This is a genomic window from Chitinimonas lacunae (assembly GCF_042650885.1).
GTDB classification, from domain to species: Bacteria; Pseudomonadota; Gammaproteobacteria; order Burkholderiales; family Chitinimonadaceae; genus Chitinimonas_A; species Chitinimonas_A lacunae.
In genome coordinates this window covers 113,613-139,384 of record NZ_JBHSBU010000002.1, presented here as the reverse complement: position 1 = coordinate 139,384, position 25,772 = coordinate 113,613, and the positions used below count along the sequence as shown (strand labels likewise).

At 58.7% G+C, this 25,772-nt stretch carries 19 protein-coding genes; 13 read left to right on the top strand and 6 right to left on the bottom strand.

What is annotated here, in order from left to right; genetic code table 11:
• Nucleotide 1: 1 nt before the first annotated feature.
• From ACFOW7_RS20985 to ACFOW7_RS20975, 3 genes are all read right to left on the bottom strand, one after another.
• On the bottom strand, nucleotides 2-1,558 hold the full coding sequence (locus ACFOW7_RS20985) for a GspE/PulE family protein (protein WP_378168365.1): 1,557 nt from the start codon (nucleotides 1,556-1,558) through the stop codon (nucleotides 2-4).
• 73 nt (nucleotides 1,559-1,631) lie between these two features.
• Entirely contained in the window at nucleotides 1,632-2,393 is a 762-nt protein-coding gene (locus ACFOW7_RS20980) for a hypothetical protein (protein WP_378168363.1), read from the bottom strand.
• Nucleotides 2,394-2,459: 66 nt separating this feature from the next.
• The gene (locus ACFOW7_RS20975; protein ID WP_378168361.1) at nucleotides 2,460-3,788 is read right to left on the bottom strand and encodes a replication initiation protein; all 1,329 of its coding nucleotides are present in this window, start codon (nucleotides 3,786-3,788) and stop codon (nucleotides 2,460-2,462) included.
• A gap of 546 nt (nucleotides 3,789-4,334) precedes the next feature.
• Between ACFOW7_RS20975 and ACFOW7_RS20970 the strand changes: the two genes are divergently transcribed.
• Genes ACFOW7_RS20970 through ACFOW7_RS20945 form a run of 6 tightly spaced genes read left to right on the top strand, consistent with a single transcriptional unit; the run spans nucleotide 4,335 to nucleotide 11,300 of the window.
• Nucleotides 4,335-5,561: an ABC transporter ATP-binding protein gene (locus ACFOW7_RS20970; protein ID WP_378168358.1), complete on the top strand. Its 1,227-nt coding sequence runs from the start codon at nucleotides 4,335-4,337 to the stop codon at nucleotides 5,559-5,561.
• A gap of 1 nt (nucleotide 5,562) precedes the next feature.
• The gene (locus ACFOW7_RS20965) at nucleotides 5,563-6,930 is read left to right on the top strand and encodes a GNAT family N-acetyltransferase (protein WP_378168356.1); all 1,368 of its coding nucleotides are present in this window, start codon (nucleotides 5,563-5,565) and stop codon (nucleotides 6,928-6,930) included.
• Between the two features lie 11 nt (nucleotides 6,931-6,941).
• Nucleotides 6,942-7,619, top strand: coding sequence for a class I SAM-dependent methyltransferase (locus ACFOW7_RS20960; RefSeq protein ID WP_378168354.1), 678 nt, complete (start codon nucleotides 6,942-6,944; stop codon nucleotides 7,617-7,619).
• Complete coding sequence (locus ACFOW7_RS20955) at nucleotides 7,583-9,271, top strand: hypothetical protein (protein ID WP_378168352.1); 1,689 nt, start codon at nucleotides 7,583-7,585, stop codon at nucleotides 9,269-9,271. The genes ACFOW7_RS20960 and ACFOW7_RS20955 overlap by 37 nt, the downstream gene beginning before the upstream one ends.
• A complete protein-coding gene (locus ACFOW7_RS20950; protein WP_378168350.1) occupies nucleotides 9,268-10,431 on the top strand; it encodes a glycosyltransferase family 4 protein in 1,164 nt (387 codons plus the stop codon). The genes ACFOW7_RS20955 and ACFOW7_RS20950 overlap by 4 nt, the downstream gene beginning before the upstream one ends.
• Nucleotides 10,413-11,300: a glycosyltransferase family 2 protein gene (locus tag ACFOW7_RS20945; protein ID WP_378168348.1), complete on the top strand. Its 888-nt coding sequence runs from the start codon at nucleotides 10,413-10,415 to the stop codon at nucleotides 11,298-11,300. Before ACFOW7_RS20950 ends, ACFOW7_RS20945 begins: the two co-directional genes overlap by 19 nt.
• 513 nt (nucleotides 11,301-11,813) lie before the next feature.
• On the opposite strand, the gene ACFOW7_RS20940 is transcribed toward ACFOW7_RS20945, so the two are convergent.
• The gene (locus ACFOW7_RS20940) at nucleotides 11,814-11,963 is read right to left on the bottom strand and encodes a hypothetical protein (protein WP_378168346.1); all 150 of its coding nucleotides are present in this window, start codon (nucleotides 11,961-11,963) and stop codon (nucleotides 11,814-11,816) included.
• Between the two features lie 229 nt (nucleotides 11,964-12,192).
• Between ACFOW7_RS20940 and ACFOW7_RS20935 the strand changes: the two genes are divergently transcribed.
• The 7 genes from ACFOW7_RS20935 to ACFOW7_RS20905 all read left to right on the top strand — a co-directional run bounded on the left by ACFOW7_RS20935 (nucleotide 12,193) and on the right by ACFOW7_RS20905 (nucleotide 24,056).
• Nucleotides 12,193-16,512 carry a glycosyltransferase gene (locus tag ACFOW7_RS20935; RefSeq protein WP_378168344.1) on the top strand — a complete coding sequence of 1,440 codons (4,320 nt, stop codon included), beginning with the start codon at nucleotides 12,193-12,195 and terminating at the stop codon, nucleotides 16,510-16,512.
• Between the two features lie 102 nt (nucleotides 16,513-16,614).
• The gene (locus ACFOW7_RS20930; protein ID WP_378168342.1) at nucleotides 16,615-17,424 is read left to right on the top strand and encodes a ParA family protein; all 810 of its coding nucleotides are present in this window, start codon (nucleotides 16,615-16,617) and stop codon (nucleotides 17,422-17,424) included.
• Complete coding sequence (locus tag ACFOW7_RS20925; RefSeq protein ID WP_378168340.1) at nucleotides 17,417-18,319, top strand: ParB/RepB/Spo0J family partition protein; 903 nt, start codon at nucleotides 17,417-17,419, stop codon at nucleotides 18,317-18,319. Before ACFOW7_RS20930 ends, ACFOW7_RS20925 begins: the two co-directional genes overlap by 8 nt.
• 379 nt (nucleotides 18,320-18,698) lie before the next feature.
• A complete protein-coding gene (locus ACFOW7_RS20920; protein ID WP_378168338.1) occupies nucleotides 18,699-19,319 on the top strand; it encodes a hypothetical protein in 621 nt (206 codons plus the stop codon).
• 5 nt (nucleotides 19,320-19,324) lie between these two features.
• Complete coding sequence (locus tag ACFOW7_RS20915; protein ID WP_378168336.1) at nucleotides 19,325-19,930, top strand: GNAT family N-acetyltransferase; 606 nt, start codon at nucleotides 19,325-19,327, stop codon at nucleotides 19,928-19,930.
• Nucleotides 19,927-23,088, top strand: coding sequence for a glycosyltransferase (locus ACFOW7_RS20910; protein WP_378168334.1), 3,162 nt, complete (start codon nucleotides 19,927-19,929; stop codon nucleotides 23,086-23,088). Before ACFOW7_RS20915 ends, ACFOW7_RS20910 begins: the two co-directional genes overlap by 4 nt.
• A complete protein-coding gene (locus tag ACFOW7_RS20905; RefSeq protein WP_378168332.1) occupies nucleotides 23,085-24,056 on the top strand; it encodes a GNAT family N-acetyltransferase in 972 nt (323 codons plus the stop codon). Before ACFOW7_RS20910 ends, ACFOW7_RS20905 begins: the two co-directional genes overlap by 4 nt.
• Before the next feature lie 309 nt (nucleotides 24,057-24,365).
• Here the strand turns inward: ACFOW7_RS20905 and ACFOW7_RS20900 are convergent, their stop codons facing one another.
• Both ACFOW7_RS20900 and ACFOW7_RS20895 read right to left on the bottom strand, forming a co-directional pair.
• The gene (locus tag ACFOW7_RS20900; protein WP_378168330.1) at nucleotides 24,366-24,953 is read right to left on the bottom strand and encodes an HAD family hydrolase; all 588 of its coding nucleotides are present in this window, start codon (nucleotides 24,951-24,953) and stop codon (nucleotides 24,366-24,368) included.
• An 8-nt stretch (nucleotides 24,954-24,961) separates the two neighbouring features.
• Nucleotides 24,962-25,708: an SDR family oxidoreductase gene (locus tag ACFOW7_RS20895; RefSeq protein WP_378168326.1), complete on the bottom strand. Its 747-nt coding sequence runs from the start codon at nucleotides 25,706-25,708 to the stop codon at nucleotides 24,962-24,964.
• Nucleotides 25,709-25,772 lie beyond the last annotated feature (64 nt).

The following is a 25,772-nucleotide window of genomic DNA, read 5'->3' as shown; positions in this document are numbered from 1 at the left end:
CTTAGAAATCCTCGCGCGTGACGCGGCCAAGTTCTTCCAGCGTGGTCATGCCGGCAATCGCCTTCAGGATGCCCGATTGCCGCATGGTACGGACGCCCTCGCCGATGGCCAGACGACGGATTTCGACCGCCGGCGCCTTCTTGAGAATGGCGGCCTTGACCGTATCGCTGATCGGCAGAATCTCGTAGATACTGCGCCGGCCGCTATAGCCCGTATGGCTACAGCCATTACATCCCTGCCCACGGTACAGATGACTGATCTGGTCCGGATCGAAGCCTTCTTGCTTAAGGAACAGCCGGTCGGACTGGCTTAAAGGTACGGCTTCCTTACATTGCGGACAGATCACCCGCACCAGGCGCTGGGCAAGCACCATGATCACGCTCGAGGCAATCAGATAGCTCTCCGCGCCCATATCGAGCAGACGGTGCGGTGCACTGAAGCTGTCGTTGGTGTGGATGGTCGAAAATACCAAGTGACCGGTCAGCGCCGACTGGATGGCGATATCGGCGGTTTCCCCGTCACGGATTTCACCAATCATGATGATGTCCGGGTCCTGCCGCACAATCGAGCGCAGGGCATGGGCAAAGGTCAGATCGATCTGGTGCTTGACCTGGACCTGGTTGATCCCCTCGATCTGGTATTCCACCGGATCTTCAACGGTGATGATCTTGACGTCGGGTGTGTTGATCTCGCTCAGCGCTGCATAGAGCGTGGTGGTTTTACCCGAGCCAGTCGGCCCCGTTACCAGAATCATGCCGTGAGGCTGACAGATGGCGCGGCGGAACAGCGCCAGCGCATCGGGCTCAAAGCCAAGCAGATCGAGCGACATGGTCGACTCGGCCTTGTCAAGGATACGGATCACCATACTCTCGCCATATACCGTAGGCAGCGTCGAGACCCGCATATCGACCTCGCGGTCCTTGACCGTCATCTTGATGCGGCCATCCTGCGGCAGACGTCGTTCGGCGATATTCATCCGTGCCCGCAGCTTCAGGTGCGAAATCGTGGGCAGGAACATGCGCTTGGGCGGCGATTCCATATCGGTCAGTACGCCGTCGATACGAATTCTGACCTTGAACTGGTTTTCGTAGACTTCGAGATGGATATCCGAAGCATTACGTTCGATGGCGTTCTGGATCACGTACTGGGCCAGCCGGACGATCGGAGCGTCTTCGGCCTGGTTCTTGAGGATCTCCAGATCATCCTCATCGAAATTCTCACCACTGCCGTAGACATCCTCATCGCTGCCGGTCGGCATCTCACCACGACGGTAAGTGCGGTCGATCCCAAGCGCGATGGTGTCGGGGGTAGCCAGCATCAGGTGGAGCTGACGCTGTGAGGCGTACTGTTTCAACCCTTCGAGCGCTACCCAGGGCAAGGGATAGATACAGGCCACCTTAAGGGTTTCACCGTCGAATCCCAACGGCAACAGACGGTTTTCCCGCAGGAAATTCTCGCTCACGCCCTGTAGCGGTACGATTTCCTCGGGCAGCATAGAGGCATCGAGCCAGGCCAAGCCCAGTTGGGAAGCCTGGTCGGCCAGCACAGTGGCGGACATGGAGTTATGGGTAGCAGTCATCGAGAATGAAAGACTCCGCCTCCCAAGCAGAGCGATCGGGAGGCGGGAGGGTTTACCTAGGCTGTTGTTGGTTGTTGTTGGGAGGCAGGGTAAACGGGTTGGCGTTGTTGCTCGGGTTCTTCTTCGCCCACTCGATTGCCTGCATCAGCGTCATCCCCTGCGGCGGCGCGCCACTGGGAGTAGGTGCCGGCGTGGGCGGCGCCACATTGGGCTCGGGCGCGACGGCCGGTGCGGCTTCCATCGGCGGCGGTGGCGGAGCGACCTCACCCGAATCGCCCAGCATCGCCGGCGCGGGCGAAGAGGAGACGATAGCGACCTGCTCAGGCGGCGGCACGGTAATCCCGGCAGCGGGGCGATTCTGGGCAATTTTAAAGCTCAGATCGCTACGGAACCCGCCCTGTTCGAACACCAGCTTGCCTGCCTGGATATCGACCAGTTGATAACCCCCCAGCGTATCGCCGATCGACACCATCTTGTAGGGTCTGGCCGGCTTACCGGGTTGGCTCTGCACTTCGGACAACATCCGGCCCAGCAGCTCGACCAATGCTTTCTTGGTCGTACCCGAGACGATAATGCCCTGTACGCGGACTTCGTTTTCCGACAACGGTGGCGGAGGCGGCGGTGGAGGGGGCGGCGGCACTGGCAAGGTCCAGGGCTTGCGCGCCGGGTCGAAGGCATTCTTCTGATAGATGATCGACGGATCGAGCTTGGGCTTTGCCTCGGCGTTAGCCGGCGGCTGAGGCGCAGCCGGCGCTCCCGCGATGCTGGCTACGCTGGCCGTCAAACACCATAGCGCTAACGCTTCCTTTTTCATTTCAAGTACATCGCTCGTCCCACAGGACTCAAATAGTTAACTCGTGATTGTACCCCAGCGCCAAGCTCAGTTTGAAGCCAGTGCCAGTCCCATCAACCGCTCCCGCTGCAAGAAGGCCAGGAACTGCATCCGTACCAACGACTTGCTCAGATCAAGCCGGCGCAGATTCAGGCCCGACACACCTTTGAGCAGACCGTACTCAGGGGAGGCTTTGAAGCGGGCGTGAATTTCATCGCGTTTGGGCTTGGGCAGATTCTCCCAGGCCTCCAGCAGACTCGCCTCGTCGTGCCACCAAGTGGCAATAGCTGGCTGCTCAATGGGCTCATCTTGGTCATCGGCCGCCCCCAATAGTTTCTCGATTTCCAGACGCGGGCTTGAACGTTCACGTTCAAGCTGGCTGAGCGAGAAATCTTCCTTGAGCGCCTTGAGCAGATAAAGGCCGGGGTTACTGACCTTGCGCACCCGATTATTGCGAATACGAGCCCGGACAAACTCGATCTTCTGCACGATGTAATCACGATTGTACTGTTGCAGCACTTCGCTGATCTGCGCCGCCGACAGGCCGAATTCGTTCTTGAGGATCTGGGCCAGCTCGTGCTCCAGGTTTTCCAGGTGGTGCAGCGACTGTTTGTACTTGCCGTCGGGGTTATCTTCGATCCAGAAGCGCAGATGCGAAATCCGCTTGCCTTCGCGTTTGACCTCCACCTTGACCCGGATATCCGAATACTCATTGATCTGCTTGACCGCAGGATTGAGCACCCGGGCACGCAGAAACTTGAATTCGTCGTAGGATTTCTGGCCTTGGGTATTGGTGATCTGGCGGAATTCCTCCACCGAGATCCAGTGGGTCTTGCCCAGATATTTCCAGCTCGCCAGCCGCTCATACAGGGTCAGGGCGTATTCACTGGTGAAGTAGTTGATGATGCGCAGGCTCAGATAGGTGTACTGCCTGGGGTCATGCAAGGGCCGCCGCAGCTCCTCAGGCAGCCGGAAGTACAGTTTGCTGCCCTTGATGGTGAAAGAGGAGATAAACGGGATCGAATGCCAGAAGTCCCGGTCAGGATGCTCCGGGTCAATGATATTGATCTGGATCAGCGTCTGCTGGACCTTGGTCAGTTCGCGCTTGAGATAAGTGTGGTTGTTCGAGTTTTCGAGCTTACACAGCCACTTGAAGTAGTCGAGCGACACTTCGTGCAGGTCACGCTCGAGCACATAGGGTTTGGCGACGTAGAAGCAGGCGTTGATGATCTTGCGACCAAACAGACCAAGGCCGCTGTTGACGTGGATCGTGATGTTGTTGCGGCGATAGCCAATATCTCGCGGCACCTCGGTAATGGAGGTGCCGGCCGCCTTGTCATAGATCTCAAGCGCCAGTTGCTCGGGTAGTTGCTCCAAAACGCTCACCGGTAAACATCATGGAAATTAGACGCAACCTTAGGCAGTCCCCCCTGGGCCGTCAACACCACAACTGTATACCGGAGAACGATAAAAATTATCCACAGCCCACCGCAGACCGTCTCCCATGACTGTCTACCGAAAAAAATAAAAACCTGCCATGAATTGGCGAAAATCTCTTTTCAAACAAAATGTTGAAGAATTATCCACAACACAAAAACCATAAATGTAAACCTGATACCATAAAGCGCAACCACAACCACCATAAAGTGTTACCCAAACATCACCATAAAACGCTACTTATGCCTGAATCCTTACCATAAAGCGTTACTTCTCCACCATAAAACGCTACCGAATAAGAAAAATAGCCTTAAATATCAAAACCCTACGGCATGCTAATAGTTAGTTAGTAATGAATTTTAAAAGCTAGCTAACTCGTCTCACCATAAACCGTTACCTCAGACAAACGACGAAACCGCATCAGCAGGTAAGGATGGCAACGTCTGGTATCATCGCGCGTCTCTCACGTCCTTCCCCATCTGCTGTATGAGCTCCAATTGGGCCCTTTCGCTCCAACAAGTCTCCAAGTGCTACCACCTGTTCGAACGTCCTCAGGACCGTCTGAAGCAGTTCCTGTTTGGCAGATGGAAACGCTATGAGAAATCGTTCTGGGCCGTACAGGACGTGACCATCAACGTCGACCATGGCGAGGTCATCGGCATCATCGGTCGCAACGGCGCTGGTAAGTCCACCCTGTTACAACTGATCTGCGGCACACTCACACCCACCAGCGGCACAGTTGCAGTAAACGGTCGTGTTGCAGCACTACTCGAGCTCGGTGCTGGCTTTAATCCTGACTTCACCGGCAAAGAGAATATCTTTCTCAATGCCGCGATCCTTGGGTTGTCGCAAAAAGAGATCGAAGAGCGCTACGAGGAAATCGTCGAGTTCTCGGGCATCCGCGAATTTATCGATCAGCCCGTCAAGACCTACTCCAGCGGGATGTACGTCAGACTGGCCTTCTCTGTCGCCATCAATGTCGATCCGGATATCCTGATCATCGACGAAGCACTTTCAGTCGGCGACGGCATTTTCGCCAGAAAATCCTTCGATAAGATCATGGCAATGAAAGAAGCCGGAAAGACGATTCTTTTCTGCTCACATTCCATGTACCAGATCGAATCGATCTGCAATCGGGTCATCTGGCTCGAAAAAGGACGGGTAAGGGAAATCGGTCCTCCACCCCCTATCGTTTCCCGCTATGAGATTTCACTGGCTTCGAGCAAGGAAAGTGAGCCTCAGTCTCTTCATACCGGAAACCATGGCGGAGACACCGATCTACCCCGCATCCGCAGCATCATCCTGAGCGCCGATGGTATCCAAGGTCGAGAATTGGCCGTCCGCAGCAGAAAAAGCAATCTGCTGATCGAGATGACTTACGATGCGCCATCGCATCTGCCAACACCTACCATCGCTATCGGTATCACCAGCAGTGATGGCCGAACTGTCTGTTCAGCAGGCAATCTTAATGATCAGGTTTTCTCACCAAGAGATGAAGACGGGAAAGTAAGGATAAAGCTGGAGTTTCCGGCTATTCCCTTGTTAAAAGGTGAATACACGATTTCCGCTTTCTTACTCTGCGAAAGAGGTCTACATATCTATGAACAAGCCCTCGATGTCGGCAAACTCTATGTAAGTCAGCATGACCTAGAGCAAGGACTGGTCTCCATTCCTCATCGCTGGATCAAGACGCTGGAAACAGTCGAGTCCTGATATGGTTGAAATTGTCCAACAGTCTCCAAATGATCCGACGCTCTCTCCATTGACTGGAGAAGAAGTGACTGTCGTGATTCTTGGAGGAGCTGCGCCGGTCAGCAAAGTACACCATATTTGTCTTCCTGACTTGCCTTCGGTCTACGCTTGCCAGCAACAATTCGAACTAATCATTGCTGATCATCTGACCCAGGCATGGACAGTGACCGGTGTATTGCAGGCTGCCCGCAAACTATTGGCTGAGCACGGCAAATTCATCGTCACTGACTGTTTCTGCACTAATAGAAATGGTTGGGAAAAAGACCAGTACGCTTACCTCCCGCATTTTGAAGCGCAGGCCGAACGACTGGGTCTGCAAATCGTCGATTCACGGACACTCAGCGACGATACTTATTCCATTACCCTTCAACTTGGCCCGAAAACTCGCTGGCAATCGAGGATTTTCCTCGAAAGTGAGTTAGCGCAATTCCAGGAACTGTTCCACAACTGCTTCAATAGTGAGATCAGTAGACAGTTATGGTTCTGGAAGTACGCTGAAAACCGGGGCCAGCAGATAGGTGTCTGGCTTGGCGACGAAATGGTCGGCCACTATGGCGGCATGACCCGTCGGATATTACTGCAAGGCAAACCCGTGCTGGCCTGCCAGATTGGCGATGTGATGGTCAAACCCAGCGAGCGTGGCGTGCTATCCAGACGTGGACCGCTTGCTCAGGGCATGGCCACCTATGCAGAAAATTGGTGTGGCTGGGGCAGTCAACATCCTATCGGTTTCGGTTTCCCTAATGCCCGCCATATGGGAGCGGCCGAGCGGCTCGGTCTTTATGCTGAAGTCGGGGCTATCAGCCAGATCGATTGGGACACCGATCCACGTCGTTTCGATTGGAAATATCGTGCCGTGCTGGCTAAGCCCGATACCGCGACCATTAATCGTTTATGGTCTGCGATGGCGGCAGATTTCAACGACGGCATCATCGGCGTCCGTGATCAGGCACATCTGCAACATCGCTATTACGATCATCCTCACCATGACTACCAGATATGGTCGGTCGCTCACCGACTCACTGGCCGCCCATTGGGAATTCTGGTTTTGCGCTCGCATGGCGAATCGATCGAACTGATCGATTTGCTCGCCCCCCGCCGTGCTATCACCGGACTGGTCGACAAGGCTCGTCGAATCGCCGCCAGTCAGGGAGCCAGCCGGTTATTCTGCTGGATCAGCGAGCCATATGCCGAGGACTTCGTTGCAACGGGCGGAAAGCGCTCCGATCCTGACGTAAGAATTCCGACCAATATCTGGACTGACGGTCCGGCCCCCCATACGCTGCGCAATCGCTGGTGGCTGATGGGTGGCGACACCGATTTTCGTTGAAGGCCAAATCCATGTTGCAGGCTTATTTCCACCGATTTCGCAATTGGGTTGGATTGCGCGTGTACAGCAAGCACCGCAAGTTTCGAGTGATCTATCAGGAAAATCTGTGGGGCGATGCAGAAAGCCGCTCGGGCAGCGGTTCTAATTTGGCGAATACCGCTGCCATCCGGGAAGAGATTCCACGTCTTATCGAGAATTACGGCATCCGCTCTATTTTTGATGCTCCCTGCGGCGATTTTTTCTGGTTCCGTGAAATGAACCTGAAAATTGCCTATCAGGGTGGTGATATCGTTCCCGATCTGATTGAGGCCAATCGGGATCTCTACGAAGCCGAAAATCGTAAATTCATCGAGTTCGACCTGACCAATGACATTGCTCCCGGCGTCGATTTAATACTATGCCGCGATGCATTGGTACATTTTAGCTATCAGGATATCAGAGCAACTTTACGGAATATGAGAGCCAGTGGCGCGACCTATCTGCTGACCACGACTTTCGCATCACCAGACAGAAAGAATAAGGATATCCTGACTGGTGAATGGCGCCCATTGAACCTCCAGGCTGCGCCATTCAGTTTCCCGCCGCCCTTGGTCAGTATTGATGAGCGTTATCTGGCTGAAAACGGCATTTTCTCGGACAAGACGCTCGGCTTATGGAAAATCTCAGATCTTCCCATCCAGGAAATCTAAATCTTTCTTTGTCCATGAATGGCTCGCCATTGCACTATTTATGGATACTACCGGTAGCAATATTCTTTGCAGGATTGGCGAATTGGGCACTCGATGTGCCGATTTCGGATGATTATGAGGCAGTCCTTGATCATCTGAATCGCTATCTGCTGGGTAATGTTTCACTGGTCGACTATCTATTCGAGCCTAATTTCTACCATGTGCTGACTTCGGTCCGGACAGTGGCACTGCTTTATCAGCAGATAACTGGCCAGATCGATTTCAGTGCCCTGCTCTGGCTCGGCAATTTACAGTGGTTGGCGCTGTTTCTGTTTCTCTGGAAATACTACCGGGAAGAAACAGATCACCCGCTATTCTGGTTCGCCCTGGCTGTTCTGTTCTTCAACCCCAGATATTGGCAAGCCAGCCTCTGGCCCATGGTATCGCTGTCCGGCTTTGGCGTATTGCTGCTGGCCTTACTGAGCTTTCATCTTGCCTATAGCGAGAAAGTGAAGTTTCAGCTCGTTGCGATCGGTCTTGCACTGTTGGCTGGAATGAGTCAGTCCAATGGATTATTTGTCCCCTGGCTGATCTTTCTTGCTTGCCTGATCCGCAGAGATTCCCGCGCCATATTATGGACGGGTGTGGCCCTGTTATTGCTGGTGTTTTATATCTGGGTGGGAAAAACCTTCCCGGTCGGCTTGCTATTTGCTGCGCGCTGGCCTGAAGACTGGCTCCAGGTTTTCTACCACATCTTTATCTTTATTGGTGCTTTTGCCCCTGACGTTTATTTCGCCTGCGCATTAGGTTTCGTGATCAGCCTTTTGTCAGCCAATTTACTGCTGCGTCAGCGCAACTGGGGCAAACATGCACCACTGCTGTGCTCGTTGCTATTTCTGCTGGTGACTTGTGCTTCAGCCGCCGTGAATCGCGGTCAATATGGTGCCGAGGCATTGCTTGAATCGCGTTACAGCATCAATTCAGGCTTGCTGCTCATTCTGTTGACGATTGGTTATCGCGACTTTCTCAAAAGATCGCTGGCTAATTACGCACTGACCGCCGCCTCGGTTGGCACTACTGTCGCCATCGTATTTGCCATTGTTCCGCTTTGGCAGGCCGGACTGACACTGCGCGAACAATCATTCGCTCCTCAGCTCAATGGCCGTCATTATCTGTTCTGGTCGCAGCATACCGCTCACGATATCTTGTGGCAGGCGCGGGCACTCGGTTATTACCAGGGTCTGCCGGTGGAAGCGAAACGTCTTGATGAGCGTGACGCTATCGTGGTCGAGAAACTGCCGGTTAAGCCAATGCTGTCCGTGAAAGGTGGCCACCTCGATCAGGCTGTGGTGGAAGGTCGCACACTGCGCCTAGGGGGCTGGCTCGATCTGGGCGATCAGGAACAGCAACAGCAGCTGTTTCTGCTCGCGCCTTATCGCGCCGAAGCAATCCGCCTGACCCGGATGGCACGACCTGATGTGGCCGCCGTGTTGAATCGCGACGACTTGCAACGCGCCGGTTTTCTGCTCGAAGTCGATTTCGCCTCGCCTGAGCAGGCCACGCAGGTGGCCGGACAGGGTTGCTTGATGTATCGATCACTGACCCGCTACTACACGGCACTCAATGGCCATGCGGCTTGTATTCCCTGGTTGAAGGGTCGCGCCTTGCGATGAAAGTGGCTGAATACGATGTATTGCTGGTCAGCCGGGTGCTGCCGGCCGAAGCCCGCTATGGGTTGGGCAAAGGTGTCACCCTGCTTGGCCAGGCCTTGCAGGAAAGCGGCTTACGAGTGCTGTGCCTCTCGCCTGCCGATCTGCCGCCTGCCTGGATCGATCAGGCCGAGCGCTGGGCTGCTCGCATCAATCGCTGGGCCGGCCGATGCTTTATCGCTTATCGCGATCTCGGTCTGATCCGCCAGATCTGCCACTGTGTCGCCCTGGGTCGTTATGCCTGTGAAGAAGCACGGCGGCGTGGCATTGGCGTGATTCATGTCCACGATGTCGGTATTGCCTGGGGAGTGCTGCAAGCCCGCAAACGTGGCGACAAGCTCCGCTGCGGACTGACCCAGCACAGCTTCGACAGTACCACCCACGCCATTCACCACCATGTCCAGCCCCTACCCAGCTGGCTACGCCGTCTCGGAGCGGCATTGGAGCGCAGGGTGCTGACCCGGCTTGACTGGGTGGTGTTTCTGAGTCAGGCCAGTCGCCGCGATACCGCAGCACAACTGGGATGCCGTGTGGGCGAGCGTTGGCAGGTGCTGCCTCATCCGCTGCCGCCAATGGCGTTTCCCCCGCGCACGACAGCCCGGGCTGCGCTGGGCTGGAATGACGAAGAGCGGGTGTTGGTGGCAGTTGGCCAGTTGATTCCGATGAAGGGTTTCGATCGGCTGATCGCCGCCTGCGCCGACTATCCCGGTTCGCTGCGTCTGTTGCTGCTTGGCGAAGGCAATGTCTATCCGCTCTCCGTGCTGGCGGCCGGACTGGGTGTGCGTTGCGATTTCACCGTCTCTGACGATATTGCCTCGTATCTGGCTGCTGCCGACCTTTATGTCAGTGCCTCGCTGACCGAGTCCTACGGATTTGCCAATGTCGAGGCGATGCTGGCGGGATTGCCGGTGGTTGCCACGGCGGTGGCCGCGGTGCCGGAAGTCCTGTCGGGCAGCGACGCGATCCTGGTGGCGCCCGAGCCCGCAGCGCTGCGTCGTGGCATCGAGCAGGCACTTGCGGCCGATCCCGCTGGCTTGACGCCGGTGCGCGAGCGCTGGCTCAAGGCCCAACCGACCGCTGCCATGGTGGCGGCACAGCATCGCCAGTGGTACGGCCTGTCGTGATCGTTGCCCTGATCGTCAGCCATGCCCCCGACCTGGCCAAGCTCGATGCCCTTGTGGTCAGCTTGCACGGCCAGGTCGATGCGGTTCTGTTGATCGATAATGCCTCCCCCCATCCACCCGCCGAGCTGGCAGCACGCTACGCGCCCTGGCTCCGTTGGCTGCCGCAGTCGTGCAATCTGGGTCTGGCGGCTGCCTACAACCTTGGCATCGAAGAAGCAGAGCGGCTCGGAGCGAGTCACTTGCAGACTTTCGACCAGGACAGTCTCTGTGATCCCGGCATGCTGGCCGAGCTGCTGGCCGCTGAAGCGCGACTGCGGCAACGTGGTCTACTCCCGGGTGCGCTCGGGCCGCTTTACCTCGACCGCAAACTCGATAGCGCCCCGCGTCTGCCGCGGCTTGATCTGCCAGCCGAGCCCGGAACGATCCCGGTGGCCTACACCATCAACTCGGGACTCTTGCTGCCACTTGACAGCCTCAAGCGGATCGGTCGCTTCGACGAGCGCCTATTTATCCAGTATGTCGATGTCGAATGGGGGTGGCGGGCCCTGGCCTGTGGCCTGCCCTGCTATGTGGTCGAGCAGGCGCGCTTGCAGCACGATCTGGGCGACCGGGTTATCAAGCTGCCCGCCAGCCAGCGGCGGATCCCCGTCCACGCCCCGGCCCGCAACTACTATTTCTTCCGCAATGCGCTTTATCTGGCGCGTCGCCGCTATATCCCTCTGCGCTGGCGGGTTGGTGAACTGATCAAACTCGCCCTCAAGGTGGCGATCCAACTTTGCCTGTTCCAACAGCGGCCGGCGCGGATGCGTCACGCCTGCGCCGGCATCCTCGACGCCTGGCGCGGTATCAGCGGCAGCCGGCCGCGCTGAGAACATCAGGTAATGGCTGATGGGGAAAGCTTTCCCATGAATGTCTACCTGAAAACAGCGTCTGATTTCACCTCAACAAGACCGGATTTTGGTTAAAAAATAATGAGATCAGCCTGCAAGGCTGCTCGGCTGGCTTGAATATTGATCTCTGGGCCAGATCGGCTTGTATCGGCAGGCGGCGTTGCGGAGCCATCGGGTCGGAAGGCTCGGAGGGGTGATTTATTAAAATATTGTGCAGAATACGTGCTAGATAGATAGCAATAAATTAAAACAAATACAATTTTTATTGGTAATTGCAATAAGAGATGTGGAAAAGACACGGCTCGATCGTCTATCGATGAGCCAATACGCTCAAGTAAACAGATATGGTGGAAGTTCGAGCGCTTTAAGGTGAAAGTGTCGGAGTATCGTTAGAAGTAGACGGATATGGTGTGGGTGTCACCAACTGATAACCATGACGCAGCCTGACCTTACCCAGTTGTTCCAGCTTGTGCAGACCGCTTGCGAGGTCCGCTACAGGCTCGAACGTTGGCCGCCGCCACGGCTGTCCTCATTGCCCCAGACGCGGCATAGCGCCCATTCTTCAAACAAATCCTGCTGGACCCAGGCTGGGTAATAACGTGAGGCACTTTCCCAGCGTAAGGGGGCGGGTGGGGAGTCCATGGCACCTCCTAAGCAGTCGATAGATTGGCTGGTTGATCGTCAGCATTGTCCAGCGTCAGCACTGTAGCAACTTGCTACACATTGGCCTGTGCTACATCTGGTTTCCCAAGAAGGGCGACAAGAAACTACAATCGCGGCTTCGTCCGAGAGGCCCGTTGCTGAAACAATGCATTACACCGAATCCGACCTGATTCCATACCAAGCGGTTTCCGCTCTTCCGGGCCAGCGCATGCTGGTCTTCGCTCCCCATCCTGATGACGAGGTATTCGGCTGCGGTGCCGCGATCACCCGCTGCCTGGAAAAGGGCGGCAGTGTGCGGGTCATCCTGCTGACTGCCGGGGCTGATTCGGCCGAGAGCGAAATTGCCCGTACTCGTCTGGCAGAAAGCCGTGCCGCTGCCGAACTGCTGGGATATGAGGCCCCGCTGTGCTGGGGCTATCCCGACCGTGGCTTGGGGTATCAGGAGAGCTTGATCGAGCGGATGCGGCAAGAGATTGAGAGCTACCAGGCCGATCTGGTGTTGGCGCCCTCGTTCTTTGAAGTCCATCCCGACCATCGTGTTGCTGCCCGTTGCGCCTTCGAGGCCGTGCGTCGGCTCGGTGGTGAGCGTTACTTCGTGCAATACGAAGTCGGTGTGTCGCTACGTCCCAATCTGTTGCTCGATGCAACGCCGGTTTATCCGCGCAAGCGGGCCGCCATGGCCTGCTTTGGCTCGCAACTGGTCCAGCAGCCCTACCACGAGCAAGTCGAGGCGATGAATCGGCAGCGTTCCTATACGCTCGATGCCTCGGTCAAACTGGTCGAAGCCTTTGAGATTCATCCGGCCGCCGGACTCGCCCACCAATTGCTGGCCTTCTTCGGTTCCGAATCGACCCGCCAGTGCGATATACCGCTGTTGGTCGGCGAGGCGCCGCTGGTTTCGGTGCTGATCCGTGCTGCCAATCGTGACACCCTGCGCCAGACGCTCGATAGCGTGGCAGCACAGACCTACCCCAATCTCGAAGTGGTGGTGGTGGCGGCGGTGCCTGAACAGGATAATCCTGGTGAGCATTGCGGCCGTTTCCCGCTGCGCTTTGTCGGCACCGAGCAGCGCCGCCCGCGCGCCATCGCCGCCAATACGGCACTCGATGCGGGGCGTGGCGAATTCCTGTTGTTCCTCGATGACGACGATTGGCTCGAACCCGACCATATCGCCCGTTTGTTGCCGGTACTCAATAGCGAGCCCAGCCTGGTGGCGGTGTATAGCGAAACCCGTTGTGTCGATCGTCAGGGTCAGCCGCTTAGCCAGCGTTTCGGTGAAATCTACGATCCGGTGCGCATGGCAGTCGGCAATGCCCTGCCTATCCACTCGGTGCTGTTCCGCCGTAGCGTGCTGGCGTCCGGCTGCCGCTTCGATACCGATTTCGAATGCTATGAAGACTGGGATTTCTGGCTGCAACTAGGCCGACTCGGTAATTTCCAGCTGGTGACGGGCGCCAGTGCAGTCTATCGGCTGGGCACGCAGAACAACTCGGGTGCCCAGACGGCTGCGATGTCACAGATCGTGGCAGACCATCTCAAGATCTACCATAAATGGCTACCTGAAATGCCGGGTGAGCGGCTGTTCGATGTCTTGCAGCGCTCACTGGCGACTTTTGGTCTGGTACGTGAGAAGAGCGAACTGAGCCAGACGCTGGCTCGGGTCGAAGCGCTCCATGAGGCGGCTGCCCAGCAAGTGGTCGCGCTCGAAGCCGAACTCGACGCGGCTCGCTCGCTGTACCAGGCCAATGCCGAAGCCCATGTGGCACAGGTAGAACTGCTGGAACAAGAAATCGAGGCGCGCGAGATTCGCTGCGGCGAGATCGAGGCCCAGTATGCGGCGGCTCAGCAGGCGACCCGCCAGCATATCGATAATCTGACCCAGCAAATCCATGTATTGCAGTGTGAGTTGGGCGATACCCGCGCTTCGCTGCATCGGATTACTGCCTTGTTCCATCTCAAGGTAGTGGAACAGCGTGAGCTGAGCGAGCGACTCGCCACGGTGGAGCATTTGCGCAGCGAGCTGAGCGGCAGTCTGATCGAGCGGCAGCGTCTGGCCCAGGCGCTGGGCGAGCGTGACCGTCTGATCCACGATCTCGACCAACTGGTGCGCGATCGGCAGGCACGGGCCGAGACGCTTTATCGGGCCGTGGGCGATATCTTCGGTGCAGCCCGCTGGCGCTGGGCTACCCGCCTGGCTCGCTTGCAGGCAAGAGCCGGTCGCCTGATCGGCGCCTCGGTCACGCTGCCGGGCCAGGTCGAGCTGCCTGCGGTGGCGCCGCTGCCGCAATGGCGTCTGCCCGACCCGGTACAGATCCCCGAGCCGCCCCCGGCAGCCTTGCCGCCGGCGGTGCAAGCGGTTGCGCCGGTTTTCCCGGAAACCTATCGGGAATTCCTGCGCTGCTTTGCGCCCTGTCCCGAATTGACCGATGAATTCCGGCGCGCCATGCGGGCCCATATCGACGGCTTCAAGGTCCGGCCGCAGATCACGGTGCGGCTGTCGGCTCATGGCGCCAGCCCGGCCGATCTGCTGCGCGCGGTCGATGCGGTGCGCTATCAGCTCTATCCAGCCTGGGAACTTCATCTCGATGGTCTTGATACCCCGGCCTTGCAGGAGCTGATCGAGCCGTTGGCGATGTCGGACCGGCGTATCGTGATCCATACCGTTGGCCGGCTGCGCGGTAATTTCGTGCTGGCGGCTACCGTGGACGAGCCGCTTGCTGAGCTGACCTGCTATCGGTTGGCGCTCTATCTGATCGAGCATAACGACCTCAAACCCGAGACTGCCCCGGTCGAAACTGACTACCCGAACTGGCTGGAGCACTACAGTGCTTTGAACGAGCCGAGCCGCGAGCAGGTCGAGCAGGCCATCGCCGCCCTGCCGGCGCAGCCGCTGATCTCGGTGGTGATGCCGACCTACAATACCGAGCGGCGCTGGCTGGCTGCAGCCATCGAGTCGGTACGGCGCCAGAGTTACACGAACTGGGAACTGTGCATCGCCGACGACGCCTCGACCCGCGAAGAAACGCGCGAGTTGTTGCGTGACTATGCGGCGCGCTACCCCGAGCAGATCAAGGTGCACTTCCGTAGCGAGAACGGCCATATCTCGCTGGCCTCGAACGATGCCCTGGCACTGGCCGGCGGCGACTATATCGCCCTGCTCGACCATGACGACCTACTGGCACCCGATGCCTTGTTCTGGGTCGCTCATACCCTGGCCGAGCATCCTGAGGCCAATATCATCTATTCCGACGAGGACAAGATCGACAGCGATGGGGTACGGTGCGAACCGTACTTCAAGCCCGACTGGAACTACGATCTGTTCCTTGGCCAGAACACCATCAGCCACCTTGGCGTCTACCGCGCCAGTCTACTGCGCGAGATCGGCGGTTTCCGCCAGGGCTTTGAAGGCTCACAGGACTACGATCTGGCGCTGCGGGCCATCGATACCTGCAAGCAGCAGGGTATCCACCATATCCCGCGCGTGCTCTACCACTGGCGCATCCTGCCCGGCAGCACGGCCTTGACGATCGGCGAGAAGCCCTATGCCTCGATCGCAGCCAAGCGAGCGCTCCAGGAGCACCTGGAACGTAATGGCTATGCCGGCGAGGCGATCGACGCGCCGGAAGCAAGCGGCATGTATAGGGTGTGTTTTGAGCTGCCGGCCGAGAAGCCGCTGGTATCGCTGATTATCCCGACCCGCGACAAGGTCGAGCTGCTGTCGCTGTGTGTGGACAGCATTCTGGAAAAGACCCGCTACCGGGCGTTCGAGATTATCGTGGTCGACAATGGCTCGGTCGAGCCGGCCACCCTCGACTACCTCGAACGGATCTGCCGCGAACATGACAATGTGCGCGTGCTGCGGGACGATTCACCGTTCAACTATTCGCGGCTCAATAACGCGGCAGCAGCGCTGGCGCGTGGCGAAATCGTCGGTCTGCTCAATAACGATCTGGAAGTGATCAGCGAGGATTGGCTCGATGAAATGGTGACCCAGGCGCTGCGGCCGGGCGTGGGCTGTGTGGGAGCGCGACTGTGGTATCCGGACGAGCGGCTGCAACACGGCGGTGTGCTGCTGGGCCTGGGTGGCGTGGCCAACCATGCCCATCTGCGCCATTCGCGTGGCCACCCGGGCTATTTCGGCCGGGCTGCGCTGGTGCAGAACTTCAGTGCGGTGACAGGTGCCTGCCTGCTGGTGCGGAAATCGATCTACGACCAGGTGGGTGGGCTCGACGAAAGACTGCAAGTCGCCTTCAACGATATCGATTTCTGTCTGCGGGTCCGTGAAGCAGGTTATCGCAATCTGTGGACGCCCTATGCGGAGCTGTATCACCACGAATCGGCTTCGCGTGGCAGTGAGGATACGCCGGCCAAGAAAGCCCGTTTCCAGTCGGAAATCGACCATATGCTGGCCCGTTGGCAGGGGCAGCTGGAGAACGATCCGGCCTATAACCCCAATCTGGCGCTGTATGGCCGGGATTTCGACCTGGCTTTCCCGCCACGTCCATTGCCAGGCTTAGTCGAAGCCTGATCGTGTTGCAGGTGTAGCAAATTGCTACACCTGCTTCTGCCAACGTAGCCAGTCAGTGCGTCATGCGCTATCGTGCACGGGTTTTCACCCGATCGATCACGCATGAGCAAAGATACCAAGACCATCGCCGTGGCCAACCACAAGGGCGGCTGCGGCAAAACCACCACCGTGGTCAATCTGGCCGCCGAGTTCGGACGTATGGGCCTGTCGGTACTGGTGATCGATCTCGATCCCCAGGCCAATGCCAGTCTGCATATCGGTAAAAAGCATCCGAGCGAAGTGACCGTCACCTGTGCCGAGCTGCTGCTGTCTGAAGTCGAGAAGCTGCCGCTGGCCATTCACGAAGACACCTACCTCGAAGGGGTTTCGCTGATCTATGGCTCGCTCGGCCTCGGGCGAGCCGAGGATGAGCTCAAAGATGAAACGCCTCGTCCCTCCGAAGAGCTGCGCGGCAAGCTGATTCCGCTCGAAGGCCTGTATGACCTGATCTTGATCGATTGCCCGCCCAGTCTGAAGCTGCTGACCAGCAATGCCTTGGCCGCAGCCAGCCATCTGATCATTCCGATCGAGTCGGGCTCGCAATACGGTATGTATGGCGTTACGGACCTGCTGAAACACGTTACGCGTATCCGTCGCATTAATCCTCGTCTTGAATTGCTAGGTGCCCTGCTGATCAAGCATGACGAGCGCCAGACCGTGTGCAAGTTGCTTGAAGGTGCGGCCCGTGAGCAGATCGGCAAACTGCTGCCGATCCGTATTCCCACCAGTACCAAGGTCAATCAGGCCGCGATGGCCCAGACCAGCCTGCATACGCTGGACCGCAGCGCCAAGGTATCGCGCGAGTTCCGGCAACTGGCTCTGCATCTGGCCGAGGAGCTGGGACTCAAGGTGGAGACGGCAAGTAATGGCTAAGAATCTCAAGGCGCTGCTGGCGCAGAAACTGGCCGAGAACAACCAGCGCCATGCCGCGGCACAGCAGGAAGCCGAACTCGATGTTGGTCGCCAGCATCTCAAGTTGCCAGTCGAGTCGATCGACCCCAACCCTTACCAGCCGCGCCGTGAATTTCCGCAGGCCGAGCTGGATGCCCTGGCCAGCTCGATTGCCGAAGTCGGTCTATTGCAGCCGATCAGCGTGCGTCAGGTTGGCGAGCGTTATCAGTTGGTCGCCGGCGAACGCCGCTGGCGTGCCCATCGGCTGCTTGGCCGGCCCAGTATCGAAGCCTTGCTGATTCCGGCCGAAGACGCCGATCTGGCGGTGCTGGCGCTGACCGAGAATCTGGACCGGCAGGATCTCTCCGACTACGAGATCGGTCGGGCACTACGGCGGATCGAGACTTTATTTCCCACTCGCAAGCGACTGGCCGAAGCCCTGGGCCTCAATCGCGAAGATATGTACCGCTACTACGCTTTTGAAGCGCTGCCGCTGTCAGTGCAAGCCCGACTCGAAGTTCGGCCGCGTTTGCTGTCGCGGGCGGCTGCGGCTGAGCTGAAACGGGTGTTGCAGGCCCAGACGGCGCCGGCCACCACGGTTGAATCGGCGCTGGCGACGGCTTTTGACCGGCTCGAAGCTGGTCAGATCGAGCAAGGGAAGCTGGCAGGTCTGCTGACTCAATTGCTGGCCAATGGCTCGGCCGACGTCGAAACCAGTACGCCCGATGTGCTGCGCCGTGCCGGTCGCCGGGTCGGTAGTTTTTATGCTGACGAGAGAGGTGTGCAACTTAAGTTGGCAGCCGGGGTATTGGCTCCGGCACAGCAGGAACAGTTGCGCGGTTTCGTATTGCAATTGTTAGGTGAAGCAGAACATTGAGCAGGGTGGTGTAGCAACTTGCTACACCTTTCTATTTTTCAGACCGCAAGCAAGACCTTCTTCACGTAGAAAAAAATGTGAAATTCATGCGCAATATTTGGTGTAGATAAATGAAGAATAGTTAATAAAGTGACAATCACCTGTTTGCTGATCTCTTTATTTATGCCGTACTGCCTTTCCTGCTGTTTTCCGATTGTGTAGCAACTTGCTACAAATCCCCCGTAGTGCTCAGTCTTTCATTACTCTTGCAGTAGAAAAAAGCGCTAGATAACTGATTTTTCATTGTTTTTTTCTGCGCACCACAGGTCATTTTCACGTTGAAATCTTTACAAAACAGTAAATACTGAAGCGGAACTTTTACCTGCCATGGGAGGCAGCTATGAAAAACCGCTTTGCGCATTTTCTGCTGACGGGTAAGGCCGCAACCTTGCCGGTGCTAATTGGTCATCAAGCGATGGCCGCGGTAACGCCGACCTTCGAGCAGCTGACCACTGACAAACTATCTTTGGTTGAACTGCCTAAAGCTGGTGAAATCGAGCTGGGTAATGCCTACGGTGCCAACCCTTACGGCGACGGCATGGTGATGCTGTGCAATGGTCGCAATCCGCAAATCATGTCCACGGTACTGACCGGCCTGCGCGATGGTGCTCAGGTGTTTCTGGCCGCGGCGACCGATCGCGACGACTCTTTCCATCTGGCGCTCAATCCCAAACTGCGGATCGGCCGGCAAAACCTGACCATCGTCACCTCGTTCATTTATGGCGTATCACCACGGATGGAAGACGCGGCCGAGGTCAAGGCTGGCTTCGGTACGGTAACGGTGCCGGTCAATCTGGAAAAACTGCGCGCCAAGGGTTTTCCGATGGCGCTCAATGGCACCTTCTATCTGCAAGCCCTGGTGATTCCGCCCAATGTCAGCGACTGGAACCAGTTCGCCTATTCGGAACTGGACCAAGTGAAAGTACAGACCTGCGGCACGACCTACGGCAACGGTAGCTAGGCCGCGTGTCCCGCCTGCTGTATCGCGGTCATCATATCGATCTGCGCCTGCAAGGGCCGGACGACCTCCCCACCTTGTTCGAGTGGGCGGTCGATCCGGCCTTCGCTTTTTTCCAGCCGCAACAATCCTGGGCTTATCCGACGCTCGAAGCCATGGCCACTCGGCAACAATGGCTGGCCCATTTCGAGCCTCCGATAGAAATCGGCATTGTGATCGAGCACGCCCCCAGCCATATTCCTATCGGGGCGGTACTGTTGTCGGCACTCGATCATCACAACGGCAAGGGCGAACTCTCGCTCTATCTGGCCCGTGGCCGCGGCACCCGTTGTACCTGGGAAGCGCTGCATGCGGCAATCGATGGCAGCTTTACCCTGCTTGGGCTCGATAAGCTGATCTTCCAGGTACTGGCCGACAATGCCGCCGCCCATGGTCCGCTGACCCGTTTCTCGGTGTGCCGGGAAGGGGTGTTGCGGGGTGAGATCCGTGGCGAGGACGGACAGCGGCACGATGTCTGGCGCTACGGATTATTGAAAACCGAATGGCCGACCTGTCCGCTGGCTGATTGGCTGCGCCGGGTCGCGCCACTGCGCGAAAAGGAAAACCCGGCATGAAACGCCGCTGGCTGGTGTTGTCGCCCCATCCCGATGACGAGGTGCTGGGCTGCGGAGGGCTGCTGGCGCTCGAAGCCGCGGCCGATAGCGAGATCACGGTCATTGTGATCAGCGATGGCGGCGCTGGACTCGCGCCCCACACCACCGTCAGCGACCGCCAGCAGGAGAGCCGGGCGGGACTCGCGGCGCTCGGGGTGGAAACGGTCGAGTTCTGGGATTACCGCGACGGCGCCATCCCCATCGACGGCGAGATCGCCCAGCGCTACCGCGCCGCCATCGAACGCTGGCAGCCAGATTGCCTGTTGCTGCCGGCGACTTCTGAGGCCCATGACGATCATCGCCGCGTCTGCCGTGGCGTTCTCAATGCGCTGACCGGGGTCTGGCAGGGCGAGCTATGGTTCTACGAGACCATCCAGCCCAATCCGACCGTCAACCGCCATCTCGATATCAGCGCCGTCTACCCGAAGAAACTGGCGGCGTTGCAGTGCCATCATAGTCAACTCGGCTTCTATGACTATTCGGGCCATATCGATGCGCTAAGCCGGCTGCGTGGGGTGGCCTGTGGTGCAGCCCGGGCCGAGGCCTATCTGAATTTCTTGTGGGATGGCTCGCCGCAGCGCTTTTTCGAGAACCGGCCGCTGATCTCGGTGGTGGTGCGGGCGCGTGACCCGCAGTTTCTGGTCAATGCGCTGGCCAGTCTGCAAAACCAGACCTATGACCAGTTGGAAGTCGTGCTGGTGTGGTTTGGCGAGGGCGAGCCCGATCTGTCGGGTTTTGGTCTATTGGCCTGCCGGGTCATTGCCGGCAAGCCCTCACGCAGCCATAACCTCAATCTCGGCGTGGCGGCCGCCCGTGGCGAATATATCGCCTTTCTCGACGAGGACGATGTGGTCTACCCCGACCACTATGCGGCCCTATTGGGCGAACTGCATAGCGAAAGCGGGCTTGATCTGGTCTATGCCGGTTGTCGTGTGCGGCGTTGCCGCCGCGAAGCCGATGGCTCGGTAAGCCCCGCTGAATCGCTGGGCGAGAAGAATCTGCCGTTCTCGGCCGAGCGGCTGCGTCTTGGCAATTTCATTCCCTTGCATGCCTTGTTGTGCCGGACGGCCGTATTGCGTCGCTATCGTTTCGACGAATCGCTCGAAGCCTATGAAGACTGGGATCTGCTGGCTCGCCTGGTCGATGACCGATTGCGCTTTGGCCATCTCGATCTGATCGGTTGCGAATACCGTCTCTATGGCGAAGAAGGCCAGGATGAAGCGGCGCTGCATCAGGCCAAGGGCTACGCTCCCTGGGAAGAAGTGGTCCGCAGCCGCATCGCCGAGCGGCTCGATGGGGCCGGACTCAAGGGGCTGCGCGACTGGATCAACCGGCTCGAAGGCGAGTTGGGTGCCATGCGGCAGGGTGCAGCCCGTCTGGTGCAGGAACTGGAGCAGACTCAGCAGGCCTTGCAGCAGGCTGAGCGCAATCAGCGCCAGATTGCCGCGACAGCGGCAGCATTGGGCTGGTTCGACGGCGCCGACGAGCTGCCGCTGCGTTGTGCGGCAGCGGCGCTGGCACGGCGCGGACCGCGCTTTTCGGTCATCCTGCCGGTATGCGATACCCCGCCCCATTATCTGGCCGAAGCCTTGCAGTCCCTGGCCAATCAGTATTACGACAACTGGCAGCTTTGCCTGATCGACGATGGCTCGACCCGGACCGATACCTGGGCGGTGGTGGAAAACTGGCTGGCCGATCCGCGTCAGGCCAGCCGCACCCGTTGGCGGCGCCGCAGCGAGCGTGGCGGCATCGTGGCGGCCAGCAATGACGGGCTCGATCTGGTCCAGGGCGACTGGGTGGCTTATCTCGACCACGATGATCGGCTGAGTCCGCAGGCCTTCCTGGAAATGGCCCTGGCCTTGGCTGCCCAGCCGCAGGCGCGTCTGGTCTATACCGACAGCCGCACCATCGATGCCAACGGCGCTGTGCTCAATATCTACCATAAGCCCGACTGGTCGCCCGAGCTGGTCCTGTCGATGAACTACCTCAACCATCTGACCGTGGTCGAGGCGGCGCTGCTGCGCGAATTGGGCGGCTTGCGGCAGGCTTTTCACGGTTCGCAGGATTTCGACCTGATTCTGCGGCTGGCGGCCCGGCTCAATAGCGAGCAAGTCGTCCATATCGAGCGACCCTGCTATGACTGGCGTGCCGCACCGGGTTCGGTGGCCTATGCCATGTCGGCCAAGCCCTGGGCCCAGGCTGCCGCCGTCAGTGCACTCGAAGCCCATTTCGCCGCACGAGGGCTGACGGCTCAGGCAGGCTGGCAGGCCGACTATCCCGGGGTATACGCCGAGTGGTCGGTCGATTGGCAGCCGATCCGGGTGGTGATCCCGACCCATCGTCATCTGACCGGCTTGCAGCGCTGCCTCAATGGCTTATGTCACGGTACCGACTATCCGGCGCTCCATATCACCGTGGTGGCCAACCGGGCCGAGCCGGCCCTGCGGGCCTGGCTCGATCATTTCGCCGGCAGTGAGCCGCGTCTACAGGTGATCGACGACGACAGGCCGTTCAACTGGTCGGCGATCAACAACCGGGCAGTGAGCCATAGCGAGGAGCCGTGGATTCTGTGGCTCAACGACGATATCGAAATGCTCGAACCCAACTGGCTCAAACATATGGCGCGCTGGTTGGCGCTCGACGCAGTGGGGGCGGTGGGGGCGACGCTGAGTTTTCCGGACGGTGGGCTGCAACATAACGGGATCGTCACCTCGACCGACTTTATCGCCTCCAATATCGACGAATGGGGCTCGCGCCGTGAGCTGGCGGCAAGTCGCAATGTCTCGGCCGTGACCGGCGCCTGCATGCTGGTGCGGCGCAGTGCCTGGGAAGATGCGGGCGGCTTCGATGAGCAGCTGGCGGTGAGCTACAACGATGTCGACCATTGCCTGGCCTTGCGCGCGATGGGCTGGCGGGTGGTACAGGCGGTCGATGCCAAGTTGATCCACGCCGAATCGAGCACGCGTGGCCGCACCGCCGAGGACGATCCGCAATGGCGTGCCGAGATCGTCTATATGCGCGACAAATGGGGTGAGGCGCTACGCGAGCGCTACCACAGCCGCTATGAAGTCCTGATGCAGACGACCCGGGTGTTGCCGGTCGAGGAGCAAGCGCCATGAAGCTGCTGTTTCGTGCCCCTACCGAAGCCGATTGGCCGGTGATCCGGCGCAATTTCGCCCTGGCTTTCCATCGGCCACGCCCGCAGGCGGTGTGGGACTGGATCTACCGCGACGCTCCCGACGGGGCTTGTGCGATGGCAGCTTTCGATGCCGAGAACGGGGCACTGGCCGCGTTCTACGGCGCGACCCGCCATCGGGCGCTTTATCGGGGACAGCCATTCTGGCTCGGACAGATCCGCGATGTATTCAGCCATCCGGCCTATCGTGGTGGTCGGCGCGGCCCGTTCGTGCAGACGGCCGAGGCGTTTTTCGAGCGCTATACCGGCGCAGGCGACGAGCGGATGGCCTTGCTCTATGGCTTTCCTTCCGAGACGTCGTATCGGATCGGCGAATTGATGCTGCACTACCGGCGACTGCCGGCGGCGGCGCTATGGCACTGTCCCGCACCGTCGCCCGAGGCATACGCTTTTGGTAGCGAAGCGGTGCTCGAACAGGTAGACGGATTTGGGGAGGAAAGCGAACGGCTATGGCGTCAGCGCGAGTCGGCCGTGGTATTGGGACTGGTGCGCAATGCCCGTTTCCTCGACTGGCGATTTGCCGCGCAAAGCGGTCGGCAATATTTAAAACTGCTGATCCGTCGCTACGATGAGTCGGGCGCCGCCGGTTATCTGGTGACACGTACTATGGGGCGCGAAGCCTGGCTGGTCGATGCCTGTCTGCCAGCCGATTTCACCGCTGCCCGGCTTGCCTGGGAGCGCCTCACGGCCAGGCTGGCGCTGCAAGGGGTGCGCAGAATCTCGACCTGGGCGTTGCCCAGCCAGCAGGCATCCCTGGCACGGCTGGGCTTTGGCCAGGGAGGCTGGACACCTCCGGTATTCCCTACCTACCGCTTGTTCGATTCGTCTTGCAGCGAAGCGGAAGTCGAGGCGGTGCTGGGTTTCAATATGGCCGATGCGGATATTTTCTGACTGGCTGAAGCAGAGAAATTCCACCATAAACGTTTACTACAAGGCTATGGAAACAGAAATCTTCCCATAGCCGTCTACTTCAACCGATCTGTAGCAACTTGCTACACCATGCGCGTCTACCTGTAATGGCTCCCATTGACGTCTACTTGAAGCGGGTCGATCGCAGCGGTTTTACCAAAAACGTCTACAAAAGCGACCTGTCAGCGAGCGGGAAAGCGATTTGCGTCTCCATTCAAGACTTTATCTCTTGTTCCCGCTCTCACTCTTGCAGTCATTTTTCCGAAAAATTTCCTCAGAAGTCACCCACTGCTAACGTGGCCGGTAATGCGCATGCTGGGCCATGGCGAGCATTTCACGGTCGCCGCTGCTGTCGCCATAGGCGTGGATAAGCCCAGGCTGCCGGCCAGAAAGCCAGGACTCGATCCGTCGCACCTTCTCCGGGCCATGGCAGTTGGCGCCGAGCAGCCGGCCGCTATAGCGTTCGTCCTGCTTCTCCAGCCGGGTACAGAGCAGCGCCGCAAAGCCGAGGTCACGGGCGACATGGTTGAGATAAAGCTCAGGCGAGGCGCTGACGAGTAGACAGATATGGCCGGCTTTTTGGTGTTCGCGCAGTTTCGCGAGGACGCCAGGCCGCAACCAGCGCGGCACGGCCTCGCTGGCAAAACGGGCGGCCACGGCTTCAATTTCACTGGCCGGTCGCGGAGCGAGGAAATGCTGCAGCAGCCTTTCCTTGGCGATATGGTTGGGAATCAGGCCGCCGGCATAGCCCAGCAGCGCAGGCGACATCCTGGCCATCCCCAGCCAGTAATCGCGCCGTCCGGCCAGTTGCCGCAGAAAGGGCAGCAGGGTGTCGCGGTCGGTCAAGGTGCCGTCGAAGTCGAAAAGCGCCAGTTCCATGGCTGGCCTCACAGCGACAGTCGCTTGAAGATCCGCTCGGGAATCGTGCGGATGATCAACATGATGTAGCGCCAGAACCAAGGCAGATAAACCACTTCACGGCCCGAGTCGATGGCGGCCACGATGCCGGCGGCGACCGTGGCGGGCTGTGCCCATAACAGCCCTTTCTTGTCGAACGCGGCAGTCATCGGGGTATCCACGAAGCCCGGCTTGATCGTCACCACCGCAACACCCTGGCGAGCCAGCCGATTGCGCAGACCCTGCAAGAACAGATCGACCATCCCTTTGGCCGAGCCGTAGACGTAATTGCTCTGCCGCCCGCGGTCACCCGCCACCGAGCCGATCACGGCCAGCGTGCCACTGCCTTGGGCAGCAAAACGGTTGGCGACCAGGCTGGAGAGCGAAATCACCGACAGGGCATTGGTATGGATTTCCGCCAGCGTGCGCTCGACCGAGGCTTCGCAGGCACGCTGGTCGGGCAGAGTGCCGTGGGCGATCAGCACCGTATCGATGGTGCCCAAGGCCGCCACGGCGGCTTCGATCAGGGTCGGGTGGTCAGCCAGCTGGTCGAGATCGGCCGCCTGGGCATGGATATGGGCGGGATCACTCGCCCGGGTACGCAGATCGGCGGCGATGGCCGCGAGCTTGGCGGGGTTGCGGCCAACCAGAAACAGCCGGCAGCCACGTGCGACCAACTGACGGGCCGTTTCTTCGGCGATTCGTGACGTCGCGCCGAAAATCAGGACATTGCGCATCAAGGATTTCCTTCGCAGCTTGGGTCGGTAAGGATCGATATAAACGTTCGCCGGTCGTCACGGA